Origin of the sequence: Enterobacter sp. MGH 33 (assembly GCF_000534535.1) — a bacterium.
Lineage (GTDB): Bacteria > Pseudomonadota > Gammaproteobacteria > Enterobacterales > Enterobacteriaceae > Enterobacter > Enterobacter hormaechei_C.
Genome location: NZ_KI973212.1, coordinates 2,555,914 through 2,575,718, shown reverse-complemented (window position 1 = coordinate 2,575,718; position 19,805 = coordinate 2,555,914). Strand labels below are relative to the sequence as shown.

General features: G+C 53.9%; 20 protein-coding genes and 1 pseudogene. 7 read left to right on the top strand and 14 right to left on the bottom strand.

Annotation, left to right across the window (positions count from 1 at the left end; genetic code table 11):
• Both L379_RS25010 and L379_RS26080 read right to left on the bottom strand, forming a co-directional pair.
• On the bottom strand, nt 1-645 hold the full coding sequence (locus L379_RS25010) for a CPBP family intramembrane glutamic endopeptidase (protein ID WP_023300106.1): 645 nt from the start codon (nt 643-645) through the stop codon (nt 1-3).
• A 497-nt stretch (nt 646-1,142) separates the two neighbouring features.
• Nucleotides 1,143-1,475, bottom strand: a complete 333-nt coding sequence (locus L379_RS26080) for a hypothetical protein (protein WP_071992876.1) — start codon at nt 1,473-1,475, stop codon at nt 1,143-1,145.
• Between the two features lie 444 nt (nt 1,476-1,919).
• Between L379_RS26080 and L379_RS0124035 the strand changes: the two are divergent.
• Nucleotides 1,920-2,468: pseudogene (locus L379_RS0124035) on the top strand (GNAT family N-acetyltransferase).
• Here the strand turns inward: L379_RS0124035 and L379_RS11870 are convergent.
• The 8 genes from L379_RS11870 to sad form a co-directional block, all read right to left on the bottom strand.
• The gene (locus tag L379_RS11870) at nt 2,456-3,370 is read right to left on the bottom strand and encodes a bestrophin family protein (RefSeq protein ID WP_003857155.1); all 915 of its coding nucleotides are present in this window, start codon (nt 3,368-3,370) and stop codon (nt 2,456-2,458) included. The pseudogene L379_RS0124035 and the gene L379_RS11870 overlap by 13 nt on opposite strands.
• Nucleotides 3,371-3,572: 202 nt before the next feature.
• The gene (locus L379_RS11875; protein ID WP_032653574.1) at nt 3,573-5,024 is read right to left on the bottom strand and encodes a tagaturonate reductase; all 1,452 of its coding nucleotides are present in this window, start codon (nt 5,022-5,024) and stop codon (nt 3,573-3,575) included.
• Between the two features lie 117 nt (nt 5,025-5,141).
• Entirely contained in the window at nt 5,142-5,669 is a 528-nt protein-coding gene (locus L379_RS11880) for a GNAT family N-acetyltransferase (protein ID WP_032653571.1), read from the bottom strand.
• Nucleotides 5,670-5,751: 82 nt separating this feature from the next.
• Entirely contained in the window at nt 5,752-6,717 is a 966-nt protein-coding gene (locus tag L379_RS11885; RefSeq protein WP_032653568.1) for a sensor domain-containing diguanylate cyclase, read from the bottom strand.
• A gap of 58 nt (nt 6,718-6,775) precedes the next feature.
• Nucleotides 6,776-7,138: a DUF4186 domain-containing protein gene (locus L379_RS11890; protein ID WP_032653565.1), complete on the bottom strand. Its 363-nt coding sequence runs from the start codon at nt 7,136-7,138 to the stop codon at nt 6,776-6,778.
• Nucleotides 7,138-8,064, bottom strand: coding sequence for a glutaminase B (gene glsB / locus L379_RS11895; protein WP_032653562.1), 927 nt, complete (start codon nt 8,062-8,064; stop codon nt 7,138-7,140). The genes L379_RS11890 and glsB overlap by 1 nt, the downstream gene beginning before the upstream one ends.
• 62 nt (nt 8,065-8,126) lie before the next feature.
• On the bottom strand, nt 8,127-9,716 hold the full coding sequence (locus L379_RS11900) for a methyl-accepting chemotaxis protein (RefSeq protein ID WP_032653560.1): 1,590 nt from the start codon (nt 9,714-9,716) through the stop codon (nt 8,127-8,129).
• Between the two features lie 127 nt (nt 9,717-9,843).
• Nucleotides 9,844-11,226, bottom strand: a complete 1,383-nt coding sequence (sad, locus tag L379_RS11905) for a succinate-semialdehyde dehydrogenase (protein ID WP_032653557.1) — start codon at nt 11,224-11,226, stop codon at nt 9,844-9,846.
• A gap of 99 nt (nt 11,227-11,325) precedes the next feature.
• On the opposite strand from sad, the gene L379_RS11910 reads away from it, so the two are divergent.
• Nucleotides 11,326-12,204 carry a putrescine utilization regulator PtrR gene (locus L379_RS11910; protein WP_032653554.1) on the top strand — a complete coding sequence of 293 codons (879 nt, stop codon included), beginning with the start codon at nt 11,326-11,328 and terminating at the stop codon, nt 12,202-12,204.
• Here L379_RS11910 and L379_RS11915 read toward each other — a convergent pair.
• Nucleotides 12,201-13,013: a PhzF family phenazine biosynthesis protein gene (locus L379_RS11915; protein WP_032653551.1), complete on the bottom strand. Its 813-nt coding sequence runs from the start codon at nt 13,011-13,013 to the stop codon at nt 12,201-12,203. The genes L379_RS11910 and L379_RS11915 overlap by 4 nt on opposite strands.
• A 22-nt stretch (nt 13,014-13,035) precedes the next feature.
• Entirely contained in the window at nt 13,036-13,824 is a 789-nt protein-coding gene (locus tag L379_RS11920; RefSeq protein ID WP_017693433.1) for a PhzF family phenazine biosynthesis protein, read from the bottom strand.
• Nucleotides 13,825-14,000: 176 nt separating this feature from the next.
• On the opposite strand from L379_RS11920, the gene L379_RS11925 reads away from it, so the two are divergent.
• Nucleotides 14,001-15,197, top strand: coding sequence for a sugar transporter (locus L379_RS11925; protein WP_023296611.1), 1,197 nt, complete (start codon nt 14,001-14,003; stop codon nt 15,195-15,197).
• Between the two features lie 237 nt (nt 15,198-15,434).
• Here the strand turns inward: L379_RS11925 and L379_RS11930 are convergent, their stop codons facing one another.
• Nucleotides 15,435-16,100 (bottom strand): MarC family NAAT transporter, encoded by a 666-nt coding sequence (locus L379_RS11930; protein ID WP_017693435.1) that lies wholly within the window; start codon nt 16,098-16,100, stop codon nt 15,435-15,437.
• Between the two features lie 255 nt (nt 16,101-16,355).
• Between L379_RS11930 and marR the strand changes: the two genes are divergently transcribed.
• Genes marR through marB form a run of 3 tightly spaced genes read left to right on the top strand, consistent with a single transcriptional unit; the run spans nt 16,356 to nt 17,439 of the window.
• Complete coding sequence (gene marR / locus L379_RS11935; RefSeq protein WP_017383983.1) at nt 16,356-16,790, top strand: multiple antibiotic resistance transcriptional regulator MarR; 435 nt, start codon at nt 16,356-16,358, stop codon at nt 16,788-16,790.
• A 20-nt stretch (nt 16,791-16,810) separates the two neighbouring features.
• Nucleotides 16,811-17,191, top strand: a complete 381-nt coding sequence (gene marA, locus L379_RS11940; protein WP_001303241.1) for an MDR efflux pump AcrAB transcriptional activator MarA — start codon at nt 16,811-16,813, stop codon at nt 17,189-17,191.
• A 32-nt stretch (nt 17,192-17,223) separates the two neighbouring features.
• A complete protein-coding gene (gene marB, locus L379_RS11945; RefSeq protein WP_015570538.1) occupies nt 17,224-17,439 on the top strand; it encodes a multiple antibiotic resistance protein MarB in 216 nt (71 codons plus the stop codon).
• Between the two features lie 38 nt (nt 17,440-17,477).
• Here the strand turns inward: marB and eamA are convergent, their stop codons facing one another.
• Entirely contained in the window at nt 17,478-18,377 is a 900-nt protein-coding gene (eamA, locus tag L379_RS11950) for an O-acetylserine/cysteine exporter (RefSeq protein WP_017383984.1), read from the bottom strand.
• Between the two features lie 193 nt (nt 18,378-18,570).
• Between eamA and ydeE the strand changes: the two genes are divergently transcribed.
• Nucleotides 18,571-19,788, top strand: a complete 1,218-nt coding sequence (ydeE, locus tag L379_RS11955; RefSeq protein ID WP_017383985.1) for an efflux MFS transporter YdeE — start codon at nt 18,571-18,573, stop codon at nt 19,786-19,788.
• The last annotated feature ends 17 nt before the right edge of the window (nt 19,789-19,805 follow it).

The following is a 19,805-nucleotide window of genomic DNA, read 5'->3' as shown; positions in this document are numbered from 1 at the left end:
TCAAAAATTTAACGACAAAACAAAAGCATTCATGCACGAATGAATTATAATAGGATAAAAAAGCCCTCTGCTTCTTATTCTAACTATTAATAGCAATATTGACACCAAAAAAAGAATGGATTGATCTAAAATGTTATAATACTGTCCATGCATCAGACAAAAAGACAATGAAGTCAATATACATGGGATAATATACTTTTTATTAAAAATTGAGTGGAAAACACCGAAGATACAGCCCCTGTATATAATCTCCTCATAATATGGGACTACGAAGGTGGCTATTATAAATGCTATAAAACTAATATGGGAAGGTCCATAATGATATAAATTATCCCTGTAAAGATAAACATTATACTGAACCAGCAAAATGACAAACAACACAACAATAGAAAATTTTATTGAAGTTAAATCTCTACTTGGGCGTAATTTAAAACCATCCAACTTCCTTAAGTAAAAAATATACAAGAAAAATGCAATTGAAAATTCCGCAATAAACAATAAGAAAAATGACACATCGAGAGTAAGATAGCGGAGGGTTATGGATGGCGATAACGTAATTATTATTGAGATAACAGACGCAATAAAAAGAACAATTACGTTTTTCTTACTATAAATGAATGGATAGACATGCCTAAAGATTATCATGTTCAACCTATTATTAATTCATATTTTATATAAGAATCAACAAATATGGCTATGATATCGTAATCATTTTTTGATATCATGCACTTTAACTTCAGTGAACATTTGTAATGATTCCATTCTGCAACACAACAATTTTTATCGGAGTGTACTTTATTTACTTTTAAACCTATTCATCAAGTTAACGCCCCATCGAGTTACTGCTATTAATACAATCAACGCAATAAGAAACCTTGATATAATCCCTGGCCGTGATACTTCGTCAAACTCAAGAACTTCAGCGTATTTCAAAAGGGTAAATGCGATAATGAAAAAAAATAAGTAAATTAGGAAATTTAAAAATTGTTTCATGCTTAACCCGATACTTGTGATTACATTAACTTTATCAAAAATAATAGCTCATCATGACTACTTCGAATAATCATTAAATATCGAAACACCTAGAATAACATTCAGTTACAATGAGCTTTTAAATTATTATCACACACAACTCAAATTACTTACCAACGGCATTGTCCGGGGCCGTTGTAATTATTACTTTTATCTTTACTACCACGATCTGAAAAACTATCTTTTGTGCACTGACCAGCTATAGCTCCACCAATTACCCCAGCGGTCATACCCACTGGCCCCCCAGGAGAGCCGGCGATTAGACCACCGATGATTCCTGCGCCGCATGAGTCAACGCCCTTGTAAATAGAGCCATTGTTTCCTTTTGAATTACCAGGTTTAGAGCTGGTGTTACGACTACCGGCACCTTCATAATTACCGCTTCCATTGCCGCCACTTACTAATACTATCTCATTAAGGCTTAATGCTCTTATATTCGACATAAATCATTTCCATTTAATTTAGTTTTGCATTTTGTGCTAAAAAAATATCTTACATTACTTAATGTAAAGAAAGTGTATTTATGTAAGCAAATGTAAATAAGCTATTGAACTTCGTAAACCGTAGCTCCATTTGGGAGCAGTTCAGCTCCTGCATGGGCAGGCCTATAACACGAAATCGACCTGGAGGTACGGTAATGTTCAGGCATCTTTTCTGACGTCCAGCGCGCAATCACTTCTGCGTCGTAACAGATTTTACAGCCATGGCGCATCGCTTCGTTACGGACGTGCCAGAGTGTTTCGGCTTCTTCGGGCCTGGCTTTTCTTGGCATTACATACTCCTTTATGGATAAATCTGAATAACAAAAGCACGACCAACTGGAATGTGATATTGATGAAATATCAGAACCCAAACAAATGATAACGCTCAAATATGGAGATCACCGGATGACGATACCCACGCTTACGACAGAACGCTTATTACTTAAACCCCTTGTTGCCGCCGATGCCGTCCAGATCCAGCAACGCTATCCGCGCTGGGAGATTGTCCGCTATATGGTGGCTTCAGTCCCCTGGCCCTACCCGGAAAACGGTGCAGAAAATTATGTCAACAACGTTGCACTGCCCGATATGGCCAAAGGGATTGCGTGGTTCTGGACGATTCGCCGTCGCTAAGCGCCTGACGAACTGATGGGGTTGATTTGCCTGTATGACGTGGAGGACAACAATCGGGGCTTCTGGCTCGCGCCGGAATTTCAGGGCCAGGGATATATGCGCGAGGCGAGTATTGCGGCCACGGATTACTGGTTCAATACGCTTAACAAACCGGTGTTGCGCGCGCCGAAAGCGGCGGCCAACAGCCGCTCCCGACGTATTTCAGACAGCAGCGGCATGCGGCTCATCAGGACGGAGAAGAAAGCCTATGTCAGCGGCCTGCTGGATTCGGAGCTGTGGGAAATCACCCGCGACGAGTGGAATGCCCGTCAGGTCAGCTGATAATGCTTATCAGGCATCAGTCTTTCAGGGATATTCTCTTCATCGTTCATCTGCAACAGATCGCGCTCCATCATGTTGCAGATGGCGTCCAGCGGCAGATCGTTATCTTCCGTCCCAAACGGATCTTCCAGCTCTTCCGCCAGCGTGTCCAGCGAGATAAAGGTGTAGGAAATCAGCGCAGAGACAAAGGGCGTCATGTAATGCAGATCAACTACCAGCGCAAACGGCAGCATGATGCAGAACAGATACACCGTCCGGTGCAGGATCAGCGTATAGGCAAACGGGACTGGCGTATTGGCGATACGCTCACAGCCAGCCAGCACGATGGACATATCATTCAGGCGGTTGTTGAGGCTGTGAAACAGAATGTCTGAAAGGTGCCCGCTACGCCGCCGTACGGCCAGCCACTCCCCCATGATCAGCAGGATACGGTTCGCCGGCGAGTTGGCGTCCATCACTTTGCGTAAATCGTCAGGAGCCAGATAGCGGGACAGCTGATCGGCATTGGTTTCTCTGCGAAGGGTCATACGCAGACAGTTAGCAAACGCGATTTGCAGGCGGACAAACTCTCCAAGATGTTTATCATCCGGCAAGGTGTTTTTTACCTCGCGAAACAGCGAGCGCGCCGCTATCATCAACTGCCCCCAAAGCAGACGCGCCTCAACGTAGCGCGAATAACAGGCGTTATTGCGAAATCCCAGGAAGATGGCGATAGCCACGCCCAGAATGCTGAACGGCGCGACGGTAAACCGGATACCCAGCGAGGTGTACCACGGCAGCATGACAATCACGGCGATGGAAAGCAGGAAGTTAAGCAGCAGTCGGGTATAAATTTTGGGAAGTACCGAACCATGCCAGACAAAAATCAGTTGCAGCCAGTGCTGTTGAGGACGAACAATCATAATCAGCTTCAGAAAAGTAAAGAGCGCGGCTATTAAACGTGATCCCCCTCACGGTTGCAAGCATGTTAATAGTTCATTGCATTTTCTGACCTGTTAAGCCTCAACCGCACGGTGCTGCATGTGCTTTTTAAAAAAAAGAACGTATAGTATGTTGTAACTAAAGGTAGTCTGTAAAAAACCCGGCCAACGCCGGGCATTATGATTAGCAGAGCGGTTTTACCGCATCGCGCATGCCTTTGCTTAAAATTGCATCCAGATCCAGCACAACCTGGTCTACCAGTCCGTTCACCAGAGTGAGATCCTGTTCCCAGTGCTCGCTCACGCTCAATACTGACGATACCAGTTCACGGGTAGTGACCTGTTTGTCGTGATGTTGCGTCCACAACTGCTGGTAACGTTCAAGCCAGTGCGCATCGTCCTGCACCGGATAGCGCTCACCGTTGCGCTCGGCACGGTAAAATGCAATCAGCGCCGCCAGAGCAAAGGTCAGACGTGCTGGCAGTTTGCCGGTCGCCTTCTGCCCTGCCAGCAGTTGCGGCAGAATGCGGGTGCGGTACTTGGTCATCCCGTTCAGGGCAATCGACAGCAGCTGATGCTTAATGTACGGATTACGGAAACGCCCCGTTACGGCACTGGCGAAGGAGTGCAGCTCGTCGCGCGGCAGATCCAGGACCGGAATAATCTCCTCATAAATAGCCTTCTCTACGAACGCGCAAATTTCCGCGTCGTTCATGGCTTCCCCTACCGTATCCAGGCCGGCCTGAAAAGCGACCGGAACCAGCGCCGTGTGCGCGCCGTTGAGGATCGCCACCTTACGCTCTTTATACGGTTTGATATCGTCAACAATCAGGACGTTGAGTGGGTATTTATCCAGGCGCAGTTCAGCTGCAAGTGATTTCGGCCCCTGAATAACAAACAGATAGAAATGTTCCGCCGTGTCGAGGAAGCTGTCGTGATAGCCCAGCCCGGCTTCCAGCTCTGCCACCTCATCACGCGGATAGCCGGTAACAATGCGGTCAACCAGCGTCGAACAGAAAGTGTTAGCATCATTCAGCCACGCAATGAATGCCGCCGGCAGCGCCCACTCCTGTGCATAGCGCAGCACCAGTTCACGCAGGGCATCGCCGTTGTAGTCGATGAGTTCGCAAGGAATGATAATCCAGCCTTTATCCGCTGCCCCGTTAAAGTGGGTAAAACGCTCGAACAGCAGACGCGTCAGTTTGGCCGGATAGCTGACAGCTGGCGCATCGTCAAACTTATCCCCCGCGTGATAGCTGATCCCCGCCTCCGTGGTATTGGAGAAGACAAACCGCATGTCAGGGTTATGGGCGAGCTTCAGAAATTCATCGTACTGGCTGTAGACGCTGATTTCACGATTCACGGAACGAATAAGACGCGCATCGCTTACCGCTTCCCCCTGCTCATTCAGACCGCGAATAACCGTTGTATACAGACCATCCTGGGTGCTCAGGGACGGCGGAAAATCGCTCTGGATCGGCCGCACAATCACCACACCGGCATTGAGATCGGTATGCTCGTTTAAGAGGTCGATTTGCCAGTCAACGAACGCGCGCAGGAAGTTACCTTCGCCAAACTGGATGATACGTTCAGGATAGCGCGCACCGGGGAAATCACGACGGTTGAGTGTGTTCACAATGGAGGTCCTTTATGATTAGTCATACAGCCTGATAAGATTGGTGTGATAACTTATCAAAACTTCAGGACCATAACCCCTGTCTGGATCAACTCAGGATGCGATGGTGAAAAATAATCACAGAAATTTATAGAACACCGAGGTCGCCGTCATGTCCCCGTTCGGCATCAGGGCGTAGCGTGGGATCTCCCCCGCCTTTTGCCAGCCTGCTCTCTGGTAAAACGTCTCCGCGCCGCTGCCGGTTGAGGTATCAAGCACCAGTACCGTAAGCGCTTTTTCACGTGCAACCGCCTCCAGGGCTTCCATCAGCGCCATTGCCGCCCCTTTACGGCGCGCTTTCTCATGAACCAGCAATTTCGCGACATCTGCACGGTGCGGCTGGTTTTCAGGCTGATCGGTGATGAGCTGGACCGTGCCAACCAGCCCCTGCTCCGCATCAAAACAGCCCAGGACTGTACGCTCGTCGCGCCCGACGCTGTCTGCGACGCCGAGCCAGAAGGTTTGGGCTTTCCCGGCAGAAAAAGGCAGCATAAAGCTGACGGAGGCGCCGCCGTTGACACAGTTGACAAGAATATCGTTCAGGGCATCGATGTGGGTGAGGATGTCCTGCCGGGAGAGAGGTTTAATCAGCATGGGAGAGTTCATTGCGCGTCCTTAGGTTGAATCTCTCCACTTTGCTATTAACATTTTTGTAACGCAATAAGCGATGACATAGGATTTCGTTATGTCATTTTTCGCCGTGGTGTTGCCGCTTCATGGCGTACATTTGCGCATCCGCGTGTTTTAGCCATGCCTGCATATCGTTGCGGTGATGATCGAACTCGCTCAGCCCCCAGGAAAACTGTAACGACCAGGGATGCAGCTGACGCGCGTTATACTTTTCCGTTTGTTCAACGAGATACTGCATGGCGATCCAGGCGCCGGGTTCATCGGTATCCGCAAACAGCACCGCGAACTCATCTCCCCCGAAACGTACCAGCAGATCGGCCTCGCGGAACGAGGAACGCATCAGGGCGGCCATCGCTTTCAGAGCTTTGTCCCCCTCCTGATGTCCGAAGCGATCGTTAATGGTTTTGAAATGGTCCAGATCCAGCCAGCCAAGGGTTAAGGGTTCTGCCCGACGCTGCGAAACCGACAGTGCAAACTGCGCAAACTGGTTAAACCCGCGACGGTTAAACAGCCCCGTGAGTTCATCGGTTGTGGCCGCGCTAACGGCCGCAAATTCATCCTCTGCCAGCGCGCTGAGATCGGCCAGTACGGCGGCATCCGCCGCGGTAAACTCACGAGGCGCGTAATCAATGAGACACAACGATCCCACGCACGCCCCGTCACGTAAACGCAGCGGGTAACCGGCATAAAAGCGCACGCCAGGCTCTCCCGCCACCTGCGGATTGTCCGCAAAGCGTTCGTCCCGCAGCGTATCCCCCACCACCAGCGGCGCGTCCCCCAGGATCGTATGACCACAAAACGAGAGTTCGCGAGGCTGGCTGACGGGTACCCGCCCATCGGCAGACTTCACGATCACGGCGTGATCATCCACCAGCGTAATCATTGCCAGCGGCACCCTGAAAAAGCGTGTTGCCAGACGCGTCAGACGGTCAAACGCGGGATAATTGTCGATCTCAAGCAGACCGGACTCGCGCAGTGCATTCATGCGCTCCGTTTCATTAACGGGAATTAAAGGTGCTTTCATAACGTCTCCTGACGCTGAGCATTAGTAAAAGCGTAGCTTAAACAGAGACATTGTCAGTTCATGAGGCACGATTTACCTCAATGACCAGCCAATGATGGATCACGTTGACGATATACTGTTGTTGCTGCGCATTCAGCGGCACGCCCTGCGGGATAGCATGCCACTTAGCCAGACAGCCCCGACAGCAGGTTGCCGTGGCATGCTGGGCGATAAAGACCGGATGTCCACGCATCGGCGTCTGCTTACCGTCATTTACCGGGTGTGCAGGTGCCAGTCGCGCGGCGACAAAATCGGCGGCATGCCGATCGATAGTCTCCGCGCCTTTATCCCAGCAGTATTGCCGCTCTTTCGTTCCTAAATGAAAACGCGAACGAAACGTGGAGCGAGCCAGGCGCGCGAACAGAGGATCTAACGTGGACATCAGTATACGGACCGTCCAAGGCGTTTGGTCAGCTGTTCCAGCGCCGCCACGCCCGCCAGTGAATTTCCGGTCTCGTCCAGTTCCGGGCTCCAGACGGCAATCGCCATCTCGTGAGGGACAATCGCCACGACCCCACCGCCAACGCCGGATTTAGCCGGCAGCCCCACGCGCCAGGCAAACTCCCCGGCATTCTGATACATCCCGCTGGTTGCCATTAAGGCGTTGATCTGCCGGGCCTGCATCGGGGAGACAACGTCCTCGCCCAGATGCGGGGCATGGCCCTGATGCGCCAGAAACAGAAAAGTCTGCGCCAGTTCGACACAGTTCATCTTCAGCGCGCAGTAATGAAAATAGTTTTGCAGAACCGTGGCGACATCATTATGAAAATTGCCGAAGGACTTCATTAGCCAGGCAATCGCGGCATTACGTGCAGAGTGTTCAAACTCAGAGCGCGCGACCACCGAATCATAGGCAATGTCCTGCACGCCGGAAAGCTGACGCACAATTTCGAGCATCCGCTGGCGCGGCGCGCTCAGCCGACTTTGCAACATATCGCACACCACCAGCGCCCCGGCGTTAATAAACGGGTTACGCGGCTTACCCTGTTCGATTTCAAGCTGGAGAAGGGAGTTGAACGGCTGACCGGACGGATCTTTGCCTACCCGCTGCCAGATCTCCTGCTCGTCATACTGGCGCATGGCGGCAACCAGGCTGAGCACTTTTGAGATCGACTGAATCGAAAAGCGCTCCAGCGCGTCTCCCGCCTGAAAACGCTGACCGTCGACAGTACAAATGGCGATACCGAGCTTATTACCGCTGATCGAAGCCAGCGCGGGAATGTAATCGGCAACCTTACCCTGCCCCAGTAACGGACGAACCTGCGCCAGAATCTCTTCCAGCATCTCATTATGGATGACCGCAGCCACACTTTGCTCCTTGCCCTCAGGCTAAAACGGGCTGCGAGTATAACAGAGGCTTATACATCACGTCAGGCAGGGAGACGAAAACGCGAGACGGCCTGTAACAAAAGATCTGACTCCTGATGCAGACGCGCAGAGGCATTCGACGCTTCGCTAACCAGCAGATCTGTCTGACGCGATACCTGATTCAGCGCCTGAAGCTGACGGGTCATCTGGTGAATACTTTCCCCCTGATTCAGGGTGGCAAGCGAAATGTCATTCAGCAGGCTGCTCAGATTCGCCACCAGCCCGGTAACCTGTTGCAGATTATCTTCCAGACGGTTTACCACCTGGGAACCTTCTTCAATACCCTGTAGCGAATGGTTGATCAGCGCCTGGATGGTTTGCGTAGAGTGACTGCTTTTTCTGGCCAGCAGCCCTACTTCCCGGGCGACTACCGCGAATCCGCGCCCCTGCTCCCCGGCATGGGCGGCTTCAATGGCAGCATTGAGGGCCAGAATATTGGTCTGAAACGCCACGCTGTCGATCATCGCGACGATCCCGCGCATCTCTGAGGATCGCTCGACGATCGTCTGCATCGAGCCATTCACCGCTGACATCATTTGCTCCCCACCAGCGGCAGCCTGTCGGGCTTCATCCGCGCGCGAGCGGGCGAGTTTTGCATAACCCGTGTTCCCCTCAACGTGGGTTTCGAGATCGGCGATGTGTGCGGTCACCTCCTCCAGCTCTTTGGCCTGTCGCGTAGACTGCTGATAAAGCTTCTGATTCCCCTGCGCAAGCGATCCGATATTTTCAACCATGGAGGTAGTGGCCTCGCTGACCTGGGTCACCAGTTGCTGGAGCCCGCGCTGCATGGCGGTAATACTGCCGCTGAGCTGGCTGATTTCACGGTTAAAGCGCACAACGTCAGGCGGCGTGCCTGACAAATCCCCTGCCGCAAGCTGGTTAATCTGGATAATCAGACGGCGTAGCGGGGATATCACCCACTTCGCCATTCCGAACCAGACGGCTATGGCAATGGCCAGTAGCGCCAGCGGCGCAAACAGGAACAGCCGTTGCAGACCTGAGAGTTGTTCCATGAGCGACTGACGCCCCTGTATCGTCTGCTTCTCACTCCGTTGCTGATAGCGTGCGAAATTGTCATTAAAATCGGTCTGAAACGCCTGGGCAGGTACGGCGAAAAAGAGGTCGATGCTGTTGGTTTTCACCAGCCCCTCCGCCTGCTCTCGGATGGCGTCGAAAAACAGCTGATAGCTGTTAACCAACCCCTCGTCTTTCGGCGGATTAAGCGCGAGCCAGGCCTGCCATGCCTGCTGTGACGCAGCCAGGGATTTTTGCGCCTCGTCCATCAGGCTATGCCAGCTCCCTTCCGAGCCGGTCTCCTTGTCCTGCATAAAGTACACGCCGGAGCGGTTGAGCAGATCGCTGGCCGCCAGCAGAGAAATACGGGCCTGATCCAGCCTGCTCTGCTGCTGCCAGGCCAGCTGATTGCGCTGTTCGTTACGCTGGGCTTCATTCAGGGAGGCGGTCAGCAGGAAGGAGGAAGAGAGTTGCAGGGCGGAGAAAAGGCCAATAATACAAAAGATGCCGGTCAGCAGGCCAAACTGACGAGGGATAAAGCGCGGCGCAAGACGACTAAAAATTTGCGTTAGGTTCATAATTTTCTTCTGTAACAATACGTTAGACGCGAGCGAGTCTACGAAACGAAAATGACAGAACCATTACGCAAAAATGACAGGAAACGTGAATTGCCGGGTAGCGGCCTGGCCTTACCCGGCAACAAGACTAGACGCGATCCTTCCACACCGTCTGCACATTACAGAACTCATGCAGGCCGAAATGAGAAAGCTCTCGCCCGAAGCCGCTCTTCTTCACCCCGCCAAACGCGACGCGCGCATCGCTGGCGCTGTAGCCGTTGATAAACACCCCGCCGCACTCCAGCTCACGCGCGAAGGTTTCAGCCAGCGCATCGTTAGCGGTAAAGACCGTCGCCGATAAGCCAAAATCGCTGTCGTTAGCCAGCTGCAACGCGTGCGCCGCATCGTTCGCGATGGTAATTGCCGCCACCGGACCAAACAGCTCCTGACGAAAGGCCGTCATCTGTGGGGTGACGCCGCCGAGTACGGTTGGGGCATAATAGTTACCGCTCCCGGACATCTTCTCCCCGCCGAGCAGCAGGGTCGCCCCTTCCGCCAGCGTAGCCTGCACCTGCTGATGCAGTTCATCGCGAAGATCAAATCGCGCCATCGGGCCAATATAGTTATCTTCCTCATCCGGTGCGCCCATCTTCAGCGCCTTGACCGCGTCAACAAAGCGTTGGGTAAAGGCGTCCGCCACGCCCGCTTCCACAATAAAGCGTTTTGCCGCCGCACAAACCTGCCCGGTATTCTGATAACGTCCGGCCACCGCCGCGTTGACGGCCAGATCCAGATCGGCATCGTTCAGAACGATAAACGGATCTGAACCGCCCAGCTCCAGCACGCATTTCTTCAGCGCCGCGCCCGCCTGCGCGCCAATTGCCGCACCAGCCCGAACGCTGCCGGTTACGGTCACCGCCGCGATACGACGATCATTAATCGCCTGGCTGACGCCGTCATTCGTCGCGTTCACCCAGCCAAAGACCCCCTCCGGGAAATCGGCATCCGCGAATACCTTCCCGATCAGCTCCGCCGAGCCGAGCACATTAGGCGCATGTTTAAGCAGATAGCTGTTCCCTGCCAGCAGGATCGGCACCGCACCGCGCAGCACCTGCCAGAGCGGGAAGTTCCACGGCATCACCGCCAGAACGGGCCCAAGCGGACGGTACTCAATCACCGCATTTTCGACCTGGGTAGATTCCGGGTGCAGCATCGCCGGGCCGTGTTCAGCGTACCAGTCGCAAAGGCTGGCGGACTTAGCCACCTCCGCACGCGCCTGCATAATGGGCTTGCCCATCTCCCGGGAGATAGTCTGCGCCATCTCTTCCGCACGACTACGCAGCGCCGCACCCAGATCGCGAAGTTTTTGCGCCCGGTGCGCCACGCTTTCGCGTCGCCACTGACGAAAACCGGTATCCGCCTGCGCAATGGCACGCTCAACGTCATGGGACGTTGCCCACGGGTAAGCAGCCAGCGTTTCGCCGGTAGCCGGGTTGACAGAGTGGGCATGGGTAGCAGATGAATAGGTCATGATGTTCTCCACGTAATAACAGTTGATTGATTGTGGCCTACTCTGCTATTTCTTAAAAATGAATAATACTCACCACCTTATTCACGAATCGAGAACGGTATGGACTTAACTCAGCTTGAGATGTTTAACGCCGTCGCACTGACCGGCAGCATTACCCAGGCGGCGCAGAAGGTACACCGGGTGCCGTCAAACCTCACCACCCGCATCCGACAGCTAGAAGCGGATCTCGGCGTGGAACTGTTTATTCGCGAGAATCAGCGCCTGCGGCTTTCCCCCGCCGGGCACAATTTTTTGCGCTACAGCAAGCAGATCCTGGCGCTGGTTGACGAAGCGCGAATGGTCGTCGCCGGGGATGAACCGCAGGGATTATTCTCGCTCGGCGCACTGGAAAGTACCGCCGCCGTACGCATTCCGGAAAGTCTGGCGCGGTTTAACCAGCGCTATCCGCGCATTCAGTTTGCGTTGTCCACCGGACCTTCCGGTACGATGATTGACGGCGTGCTTGAGGGGACGCTCAGCGCCGCCTTTGTCGACGGGCCGCTCTCGCACCCGGAACTGGAAGGGATGCCGGTTTACCGGGAAGAGATGATGCTGGTCACCCCTGCGGGTCACGCAGAAGTATCAAAAGCCACGCAGGTGAGCGGCAGCGACGTGTATGCCTTTCGCGCCAACTGTTCTTACCGGCGTCATCTGGAGAGCTGGTTCCATGCCGACCGCGTCACGCCGGGAAGGATCCATGAGATGGAGTCCTATCACGGGATGCTCGCCTGCGTGATTGCCGGGGCAGGCATTGCGCTGATGCCCCGCTCCATGCTGGAGAGCATGCCGGGCCATCATCAGGTGGCGGCGTGGCCGCTGGCGGAAAACTGGCGCTGGCTCACCACCTGGCTGGTGTGGCGACGCGGGGCGATGACCCGCCAGCTTGAGGCGTTTATAGGGCTGCTAAACGAACGTCAGCCACCAGCGCCCAGTTGTTAATGATGAACGTAGTCCTGGAGTCGAAGGAAAATTTTTCCCTTCATATACAGCGTGGCCTGCCCGCCAATCAGCACGCGGTCGCCTTTCAGCTCGCAGCGCAGATCCCCGCCGCGCAAGGAGACCTGGCGGGCCGACATCTGCGTTTTACCAAGCTTTTCGCTCCAGTACGGGATCAGCATGCTGTGAGCTGATCCCGTCACCGGATCTTCCGGCACCCCTTCCCCCGGGCAGAAGAAGCGGCTGACGAAATCATACTCATCCCCCGGCGCCGTAACGCAGACCATTTTCCCCAGCGGGAGCATGGCCGCAATATCCGGCGCCAGCGCTTCCACCTGCCGCTGGCTGTCGAGCACCACCATGTAGTCACGCCCCACACGCACCTCGTCTGCTGCGTTAATGCCCAGCGCGCTGAACAGCACTGCGGGTGGAGTATCGACAACCTCGGTTGACCACGCCGGGAAATTAAGCGTCAGCCAGTCGCCGCTGCGTTGTACCGTCAGATCGCCGACAAAGCGCGTGGTGAAGGTGATTTCCGTATGCGGATAATCCAGGTATTCGAAAATAACGTGAGAAGCCGCGAGGGTTGCGTGGCCGCAGAGGTTAATTTCATCCTGCGTGGTAAACCAGCGCAGTTCAAACCCGTTATCCGTTCGGACAAAGAACGCCGTCTCTGACTGATTATGCTGCTTCGCCATCTTCAGCAGCGTCTCATCCGGCAGCCACGCTTCCAGCGGACACACCGCCGCCGCATTGCCGCCGAACGCCCTGTCGCTGAAGGCATCTACCAGATAAAAATCAATTTCCTGCATCGTTGGTTCCTCTTAGATTTGTTCAGCGCAGAAATACTGTGCCCTTCAGATACAGTGCCGCCTGCCCGCCCATCCGCACGCGGTCGCCCTTGAGTTCGCAGCGTACGTCGCCACCACGGGCAGATACCTGGCGGGCAAACATCTGTGTTTTGCCAAGCCGTTCACTCCAGTACGGGATCAGCATGGTGTGCGCGGAGCCGGTGACAGGATCTTCCGGCACGGCCACGCCTGGCGAGAAGAAACGGCTGACAAAGTCGTATTCCCCCTCGTCCCGGGCAGTGACGGCCACTTTATGCTCGCCCGGCGTCATGGCGGAGAAATCCGGATTAAGGGCTTCTACCTGCTCGCGGCTCTCCAGTACCAGCACCCAGGCGCGGCCTTTTCGCGCCTCGACGTAGTGGCTGATACCGAGTGCGGTGAGCATCTCCGGTGGCGGCGTCTGTGCCTGCGTCGGGCAGGCCGGGAAGTCCAGCGTCATCCAGTCACCTTCACGGCTGACGGTCAGGCGACCAGAGGCGGTGTCAAAATGAAGGCGTGAGTCCGGATAATCCAGTTCGTGAAACAGTACATACGCCGCGGCAAGCGTCGCGTGACCACAGAGATTAACCTCGGTGAGCGTGGTGAACCAGCGCAACTCGATCCCCCCTTTGGTACACACAAAAAACGCGGTTTCTGACTGGTTATGCTGTTGTGCCATCCTCAGTAACGTCTCATCCGGTAGCCACGCGTCGAGCGGGCACACCACCGCCGGGTTGCCGCCAAAGGAGGACGCGCTGAACGCATCTACCAGATAAAAATCAATCTCCTGCATCGTGTTACCGCCTGTTTTTGTTGTGTTGTTCTTTATCTTCGATGAAAACAACCCCGTTCGCTACCGCTGCATGAAGGTAAATTTTGTGATTCACATCACATAACGGTTGAGTTTTCGCCGTTTAAGGCTTTAAGATCGTCTCCTCATCTTTCAGGCAACGAATCCCAGATATCCCTATGACAACACACACGGTTTCCCGCAGGGTCGCGTGGCTACGCGTGGTCACGCTCGCCATCGCAGCGTTTATTTTCAACACCACGGAATTTGTTCCGGTTGGGCTGCTGTCCGATATCGCCGCCAGCTTCCATATGGAAACGGCACAGGTTGGCATTATGCTGACCATCTATGCATGGGTGGTGGCGCTGATGTCGCTGCCGTTTATGCTGCTGACCAGCCAGATGGAACGTCGTAAGCTGCTGATTGGGCTGTTTGTGGTGTTCATTGCCAGCCATGTGCTGTCATTTATGGCATGGAACTTTACCGTGCTGGTCATCAGCCGCGTCGGCATCGCGTTTGCCCATGCCGTTTTCTGGTCGATCACCGCGTCCCTCGCCATTCGTCTGGCTCCGGCGGGAAAACGCGCCCAGGCGCTGAGCCTGATTGCCACCGGAACGGCGCTGGCGATGGTGTTAGGCCTGCCGATCGGGCGCATTGTGGGACAATACTTCGGCTGGCGCACCACCTTCTTTGCCATCGGCATGGGGGCGCTGATCACCCTGGTGTGTCTGATCAAACTGCTGCCAAAACTGCCCAGCGAACACTCCGGCTCGCTGAAAAGTCTGCCGCTGCTGATGCGTCGACCGGCGCTGATGAGCATCTATCTGTTGACCGTGATTGTGGTGACCGCCCATTACACGGCCTACAGCTATATTGAGCCGTTTGTTCAGGTTGTGGCGGGCTTTAGCGCTAACTTTGCCACCGTTCTGCTGCTGATCCTGGGCGGCGCGGGGATTATCGGCAGCATCCTGTTCGGGAAGCTGGGCAATAAGCACGCGTCTGCGCTGGTAAGCAGTGCGATTGGTCTGCTGCTGGCATGCCTGCTGTTACTGATGCCTGCGGCAGGCAGCGAGAGTCATCTGGCGATCCTCAGTCTGTTCTGGGGCGTGGCAATCATGATTATTGGTCTGGGAATGCAGGTCAAAGTGCTGGCCCTGGCCCCGGACGCCACGGACGTAGCGATGTCGCTCTTCTCCGGGATTTTTAATCTGGGGATTGGAGCCGGTGCGCTGGTGGGAAATCAGATCAGCCTGCATGTATCGATGTCGGCCATTGGTTATCTCGGGGCGATTCCGGCGCTGATCGCGCTGATCTGGTCGGTGCTTATCTTCCGTAAATGGCCGGTCGCGATGGAAGAACAGTCCAGCCACGGTTGACGTTTGTTATGCCGGGTGGCGGCTTCGCCTTACCCGGCCTACGAAGCATTAATATCCGTGTTCTTCATCACCGCCAAGATAACGGAATCTTTCATCTGTCATTTTGGTCTGACAATCATAGATACCGATTCTCGTTGCCAGAGGAGTGGTTGCAGAAGACGCATCGCTTTATATTCATAAGAATTATATCCATTGCGAGTAGGCCGGGTAAGGCGAAGCCGCCACCCGGCAACGTTCTCAATGATACGTCTTAACAATCTCCAGCACGCCGTTAATAATAAACTGCACGCCCATACAGACCAGCAGAAAACCCATCAGTCGGGAGATAGCTTCAATCCCCCCCTTACCCACCCAGCGCATAATCGCCCCGGAGCTGCGCAATGACCCCCAGACGATAATAGCGATAAGCGCAAAAATGATCGGCGGCGCAACGGTGATAACCCAGTGCGGGAATGTCGTCCCATCACGCACCGTTGAGGCGGAACTGATGATCATCGCAATCGTCCCCGGCCCCGCCGTGCTCGGCATGGCTAACGGCACAAACGCGATGTTGGCGCTCGGTTCGCTTTCAAGCTCCTCCGATTTGCTTTTGGCTTCCGGGGATTCGTGCGCTTTATGCGCCGGGAACAGCATCCGGAAACCAATAAAGGCCACAATCAGCCCGCCAGCAATACGCAGACCGGGAATCGAAATACCAAAGGTATTCATCACCAGTTGCCCGGCGTAATAAGCCACCATCATTATGGCAAAGACATAGACAGAGGCCATCATCGACTGCTGATTGCGCTCTGCGCTGTTCATGTTCCCCGCCAGCCCCAGAAAAAGCGCCACCGTCGTTAACGGGTTCGCCAGCGGCAGCAACACCACCAGTCCAAGCCCCACTGCTTTAATCAAATCCAACATAATGCACCGCAGTCCTTATCCTTATTCAACATCGCAATTATAGGGGCAAATCCTCGTCCGGAGCCATCCGACAGCGTAACCATAATTGTCTCGCGTAATTCATAACCCCAGATTATCTGTATGATTTAAAAGCGTACAGAATAAGTTCCTGAAGCGTTTTAGCATTTCGTGGCATCGGCCGATTCATTCAGTTGACTTATACTTGCCTGAGCAATAATATCTGCCGTGACTAAACTACTTGCCAGGGCAACCATTGTGAAAAGCACCAGTGACCTCTTTAACGACATAATCCCACTGGGTCGTCTTATTCATATGGTTAACCAGAAAAAAGATCGCCTGCTCAATGACTATCTGTCACCGCTGGATATCACCGCAACACAGTTCAAAGTGCTGTGTTCCATTCGCTGCGAAGTGTGTATCACGCCGGTTGAGCTGAAAAAGGTGCTCTCTGTCGATCTGGGTGCGTTAACCCGCATGCTGGATCGTCTCGTCTGTAAAGGATGGATAGAACGAAGCCCTAACCCGAATGACAAACGTGGCGTACTGGTGAAACTGACCAGCGATGGCGCGGCCATGTGTGAGCAATGTCATCAATTAGTAGGACAAACACTGCACCAGGAACTGACAAAAAACTTATCGGCAGATGAAGTGGCAACGCTTGAGCTCTTACTCAAGAAAATCCTGCCGTAAACAGAAAAAGAGGTATGACGATGTCCAGACGCAATACTGACGCTATCACCATTCATAGCATTTTGGACTGGATCGAAGATAACCTGGAATCTCCACTCTCTCTTGAGAAAGTGTCTGAGCGTTCAGGTTACTCAAAATGGCACCTGCAACGGATGTTTAAAAAAGAGACCGGCCATTCATTAGGACAATATATTCGCAGCCGCAAGCTGACGGAGATTGCCCAAAAACTGAAAGAAAGCAATGAGCCGATCCTCTATCTGGCGGAACGCTACGGATTTGAATCGCAACAGACCCTGACGCGTACGTTCAAGAACTACTTTGACGTGCCGCCTCATAAGTACCGTATTACCAGTATGCCGGGTGAATCCCGTTATCTGTATCCGCTAAAACATTGCAGTTAATCATCGCCTGTTAAGACGTAACCGAGGAAATCATGAAATTTATCGCCTCCGCCGCCCTCACCTTGCTGGTGCTGGTTTCCGGCCAGAGCTTCGCGGAGCAAACCCCCAATGCGGGGCAGCAAAATAATCGTGACACCATGATTATGCCGTCCACGCAAAACCAGTCGCCCTGGGACTTCAATCACATGGGCGCTGGCAGCGACAAATCCGACGAATTAGGCGTGCCGTATTACAACCACGACCTGTAATTCGTTTTTGCCCCGCTAATGCGGGGCTTTTTTCTGCCTTAACCCCGCACCTGCGTTGCCCGACGCACCCGCAAGCCAAAGACGTTGATATACAGCCCGGCCATAATCAGCCCTGCGCCACACAGTTGCAGCACGCTGAGCGTTTCATCCAGCAACAGTGCGGCGCTGGCAAGCCCGACCACCGGTACCAGCAGCGATAATGGCGCCACACGCCAGGTTTCATAGCGTCCGAGCAGCGATCCCCAGATACCATAGCCAATGATTGAGGCGACTAACGCCAGGTAGATCAGCGACAAAATCGTCGTCAGGTCGATCTCCACCAGGCTTTTCAACATCGCCTGCGGACCATCCAGAATAAACGACGCGGCCATAAACGGCACGATTGGGATCAATGCGCTCCAGACCACCAGCGATAAGACCGGCGGACGCGTCTCGTGCTGCATTATCAGTTTGTTAAAGATATTGCCGCACGCCCAGCTCAGCCCCGCCGCCAGGGTGAGCATAAAGCCTAGCAGCGCGACATGCTGACCGTTGAGGCTGCCTTCAATCAGCACCAGCACGCCAAAGACCGCAAGGCTAATGCCCGCCAGCTGCTTGCCCTGCAAGCGTTCGCCGAAGACAAATGCGCCGAGAATGATGGTAAAGAACGCCTGCACCTGAAGCACCAGCGAAGCCAGGCCCGCAGGCATACCGAATTTGATGGCGCAAAAAAGAAACGCAAACTGACCAAAGCTGATGGTAAGGCCGTAGCCCAGCAGCAGCTTAAGGGGAATTTTCGGGCGGGCAACGAACAGCAGCGCCGGGAAGGCCACCAGCAGGAAGCGCAGCCCCGCCAGCATCAGTGGAGGCATGTTGTGCAACCCCATTTTGATGACCACAAAATTGAGTCCCCACACCACGACAACCAGCAACGCTAACAGCCCGTCTTTCCGCGTCATTTTCCGCCCCTGAATTATTAAAATTTTGTAAACACTTCAAGGTAACAGAAAAAATAGCCCCGCGAGAAGATCATTAATTCTGGTACTGGAGAGAAGCACCTGCGGATAAATTGGGTGCTATACAAGCTGCCGATCCCATGATAATCCTGTAATAACACAACAAAAAAAGCATAAGCATTTGTCGGGCAGGAAAATGAAACCATCAATCAGGCGCTCAACCGCAGCGCTGCTGGCATCGTCATTGTTATTAACAATTGGCCGCGGGGCAACGCTGCCCTTTATGACCATATATCTCACACGCGTGTACGATATGAGCGTGGAGAATATTGGCTATGCCCTTACCGTGGCGTTGACCATCGGCGTGGTGTTTAGCCTGGGGTTTGGCATCCTGGCGGATAAGTTCGACAAAAAACGCTATATGCTGATCGCCATCGTGGCCTTTATCGCCGGGTTTGTGGCGATTCCGCTGGTGAATAACGTGACGCTGGTGGTGCTGTTCTTTGCCCTGATTAACTGCGCCTATTCCGTCTTCTCAACGGTGCTGAAAGCATGGTTTGCCGACGTGCTGACCTCCAGCGAAAAGGCGCGCGTTTTCTCACTCAACTACAGTTTCCTGAACATTGGCTGGACGATCGGGCCGCCGATCGGCACCCTGCTGGTGATGTACAGCCTGCAACTGCCGTTCTGGCTGGCCGCCTTCTGCGCCGCACTGCCGCTCGGGTTTATCCATTTCTTTGTGCAGAAAAGCATAGCCTCAGACAGCCCTGAGGAGAAAATGCCGTGGCAGCCCTCGGTGCTGCTGAAAGACCGGGCGCTGTTCTGGTACACGCTCTCCGGCCTGCTGGCGTCGTATGTGGGTGGATCGTTCGCCACCTGCATTTCCCAGTATGTCCTCGCCGCACATGCGGACAGTGATTTCGCAGAAAAGGTGGTGGCCGTTGTGCTGCCCGTCAACGCGGCGGTGGTCGTCACCCTGCAATACGCGCTTGGACGTAAGATCACCGCCAGCAATATCCGTCCGCTAATGACCGCCGCGACGCTTTTTTTCATCCTCGGGCTGGGCGGGTTTATGCTTTCCGGCGAGAACCTGATTTACTGGGGGATCGCGGCGGCGATTTTCACCCTGGGTGAAATTATTTATGCACCGGGTGAATACATGCTGATCGACAATATCGCCCCGCCGGGCATGAAGGCGAGCTATTTCTCCGCCCAGGCGCTGGGCTGGCTCGGCGCGGCGGCGAACCCGATGATCACCGGGCTCATCCTGACCCATCTACCGCACTGGTCATTATTTATCATTATGATGGCCGCCATCATTGCGGCCTGGCTGATGATATTGCGCGGGATGCGCGTGAAAAGTGAAGATAGCGTGTCGGGTGGCGCTGCGCTTACCCGACCGACAAAACCCTAATCGTAAGCCGGGTAAGG

What these genes read in the sequence shown, in the direction of transcription:
- L379_RS11885 (WP_032653568.1), bottom strand. Translation starts at nt 6,717, where the DNA reads ATGAAAGCACCTTTAATTCCCGTTAATGAAACGGAGCGCATGAATGCA.
- L379_RS11870 (WP_003857155.1), bottom strand. Translation starts at nt 3,370, where the DNA reads ATGATTGTTCGTCCTCAACAGCACTGGCTGCAACTGATTTTTGTCTGG.
- marB (WP_015570538.1), top strand. Translation starts at nt 17,224, where the DNA reads ATGAAATTTATCGCCTCCGCCGCCCTCACCTTGCTGGTGCTGGTTTCC.
- ydeE (WP_017383985.1), top strand. Translation starts at nt 18,571, where the DNA reads ATGAAACCATCAATCAGGCGCTCAACCGCAGCGCTGCTGGCATCGTCA.
- L379_RS11930 (WP_017693435.1), bottom strand. Translation starts at nt 16,100, where the DNA reads ATGTTGGATTTGATTAAAGCAGTGGGGCTTGGACTGGTGGTGTTGCTG.
- L379_RS11915 (WP_032653551.1), bottom strand. Translation starts at nt 13,013, where the DNA reads ATGCAGGAAATTGATTTTTATCTGGTAGATGCCTTCAGCGACAGGGCG.
- eamA (WP_017383984.1), bottom strand. Translation starts at nt 18,377, where the DNA reads ATGACGCGGAAAGACGGGCTGTTAGCGTTGCTGGTTGTCGTGGTGTGG.
- L379_RS11900 (WP_032653560.1), bottom strand. Translation starts at nt 9,716, where the DNA reads ATGAACCTAACGCAAATTTTTAGTCGTCTTGCGCCGCGCTTTATCCCT.
- L379_RS11920 (WP_017693433.1), bottom strand. Translation starts at nt 13,824, where the DNA reads ATGCAGGAGATTGATTTTTATCTGGTAGATGCGTTCAGCGCGTCCTCC.
- L379_RS26080 (WP_071992876.1), bottom strand. Translation starts at nt 1,475, where the DNA reads ATGTCGAATATAAGAGCATTAAGCCTTAATGAGATAGTATTAGTAAGT.
- L379_RS11880 (WP_032653571.1), bottom strand. Translation starts at nt 5,669, where the DNA reads ATGAACTCTCCCATGCTGATTAAACCTCTCTCCCGGCAGGACATCCTC.
- L379_RS25010 (WP_023300106.1), bottom strand. Translation starts at nt 645, where the DNA reads ATGATAATCTTTAGGCATGTCTATCCATTCATTTATAGTAAGAAAAAC.
- L379_RS11910 (WP_032653554.1), top strand. Translation starts at nt 11,326, where the DNA reads ATGGACTTAACTCAGCTTGAGATGTTTAACGCCGTCGCACTGACCGGC.
- L379_RS11925 (WP_023296611.1), top strand. Translation starts at nt 14,001, where the DNA reads ATGACAACACACACGGTTTCCCGCAGGGTCGCGTGGCTACGCGTGGTC.
- marA (WP_001303241.1), top strand. Translation starts at nt 16,811, where the DNA reads ATGTCCAGACGCAATACTGACGCTATCACCATTCATAGCATTTTGGAC.
- sad (WP_032653557.1), bottom strand. Translation starts at nt 11,226, where the DNA reads ATGACCTATTCATCTGCTACCCATGCCCACTCTGTCAACCCGGCTACC.
- L379_RS11890 (WP_032653565.1), bottom strand. Translation starts at nt 7,138, where the DNA reads ATGTCCACGTTAGATCCTCTGTTCGCGCGCCTGGCTCGCTCCACGTTT.